Consider the following 2,360-nt stretch of genomic DNA (forward strand, 5'->3'; position numbering starts at 1 on the left):
TATTTGATAATCTGTTGGATTAAATCCGTGAGCACCTTCATCTTTAAAAATATCTAGGTAGGATCCTTGTTGTGAATGCGCATTTTTAGCTAACTGCATATTTTTATAAAGCACAGCTCCACAATCATACGGAGAAAACATCCATTTGTGCGGATCTATAGTTATACTATCTGCTTGCTCTATACCATTAAACAAGTGCCTAACAGAATCTGCAACCAAGGCTCCACCACCATAAGCTGCATCTACGTGAAACCATAAATTTTCTTGCTTACAGACTGTTGCTATACCACTTAAATCATCTATAATACCAGCATTTGTTGTACCACCTGTTGCTACTACTGCAAAAAGTCTGTTACGCTCTTCCGTAGATAAATTTGCAATTGTTTCTTCTAATTCTGATTGATGCAAACTTTCTTCTGAATCTACCAAAAGTATATCTACATCTATAACTTTGGCCATTGCCTTTACAGATGAGTGCGCGCCAATTGATGCTATTATTAAACCTTTTTTACCTCTGTTTTCTTCTTTTTCTCTAAAATGTTCTCTTGCTGTAACTAATGCAGATAAATTTGCTGCCGTACCACCACTTGTAAAAACACCAAAAGCACCTTCTGGCAAACCAGTTAAAGAAACAATCCATTTCATTGCTTCATTTTCACAAAAAATACCACCTGCGCCTTCCATCCAATAAGCTCCGTGTATACTAGATGCAGAAGTAACCAAATCAAACATTATAGATGCTCTTGTTGGTGATGCAGGTACAAATGCTAAATGTCTAGGATGGTCTATTTGTACATTTGCATTTGCCAAATGTTTTTTCCATAAATTAAATGCATTTTCGCCACCAATTCCTGTACTAGTAATGGTTTCGCCAACCATTTTTTTTAACTCATCAGCATTAACTGGTTTTCCTATTTCTCTTTCGGTTGCAGATATTCTGTCAATGGCATATTTCATTACATCCATTGTCATTTCTACCAAACCTAAATCTATCTTATGCATTTATTTTATAATTCTAATATTAAAAAGTTACCATCTAATGGCTTTAATTGTGCTACTAGTTGTGTTATTAAATTAGGCCCAAACTCCAAATAAGGCTCAGAGAAATTATGACTTCTTTCTTGTAAGGATTTATTTGGAAATAATTGGTTTTGAATATCTGTTAAGCGAATAACGTGGTCTTTTAACTTTCGCTTTTGTGCTTGCATTAATCTGTCTTCTAATGCTTGTAATCCTTTTTTTTGTTTTATTTCTTGAGCTTTTACTGCTCCTAAAAAAGTTTTATCTGTTTGTTCTGCTAATGTATACAAATTTTTAAATTGCTCTTCTAAATGCTTTTTTTGAGGAGCAAAATCTATATCTACATTAGATATTTCTCTTATTTTTTTATTGACTAAACTATTTTGCTTTAAAAATAAGTCTTCAATACTTACATTTAATTTTTCTAGTTTTTCTGATTGCTTCTTTGTTATTAATAAAGCAGAATTACGAAGCAATAACATAGGAAAAGTAACATTCTGACTCTCAAAATATGTTTTCAACTCTAACCAATAAGCTAATTCTCCACCGCCACCTATGTAACAAAGGTTTGGCAATATAATTTCTTGAAACAATGGCCTACCAACAACATTAGGAGAAAAACGCTCAGGAAACTCATTTAGCTCTTTTAAAATAGTCTCTTCAGTAAAAGTTGTTTCTGTATTATTAATAAGATACAAATCATCTTTTTTAATAATTCTTTCTCTTACACCATCAACCAAATAAAAATAATTAATTTCTCTTGGATTTACTTGTATTTTGTAACTCTCAGAAACTGCACTAAGCTTTGTAATTGTTTCTTCAACTTTAGAAAATCCTGTATGGTTTAATAGATCTTCTTTAACATACGGAATTTGTAATTTCTTTAACTCCTTATCATCTCCATCTACAATAACCAAACCGTAGCTACTAAAAAGCTCATTAGCTAAATATCTTGTAGCCTCTGTTAAGTTAGAGTGCTCTAAATAGGCTTTGGTGAATAAAGATTTTAATTCTTCCGCTGTTTTACCTCCTCCAATATCACTAGAAAAAGCATTAAAAACTTGGTCTAAACCATCTGTTTTTAACCTACCTACTCCGCCAGATGCATTTTTATTCCATTGTAACTTTTTCCCTTTAAAATTAAAATAGTTAATCTCATCAAAATCATGATCCTCGGTAGCCATCCAATAAATAGGAACAAAATTTTTCTCTGGATACGTCCTTTTTAACTCTTCGGTTAAATTAATGGTAGATATAATTTTATATAAAAAATATAAAGGCCCAGTAAATAAATTTAGCTGATGACCAGTTACTACCGTAAACGTATTTTGCTCTTGTAA

General features: G+C 31.9%; 2 protein-coding genes. Both read right to left on the minus strand.

Features of this window, described 5'->3' with window-relative positions; translation table 11 throughout:
* Nucleotides 1-1,002, minus strand: a 1,002-nt coding sequence (locus ABJD66_RS09700; RefSeq protein WP_348130901.1) for an aminotransferase class V-fold PLP-dependent enzyme, incomplete at its 3' end; no start/stop codon positions are given.
* Between the two features lie 5 nt (nt 1,003-1,007).
* On the minus strand, nt 1,008-2,360 hold a 1,353-nt coding region (gene bshC / locus ABJD66_RS09705; protein WP_348130904.1), incomplete at its 5' end, for a bacillithiol biosynthesis cysteine-adding enzyme BshC.

This window comes from Cellulophaga sp., assembly GCF_039943695.1.
Taxonomy (GTDB): Bacteria; Bacteroidota; Bacteroidia; order Flavobacteriales; family Flavobacteriaceae; genus Cellulophaga.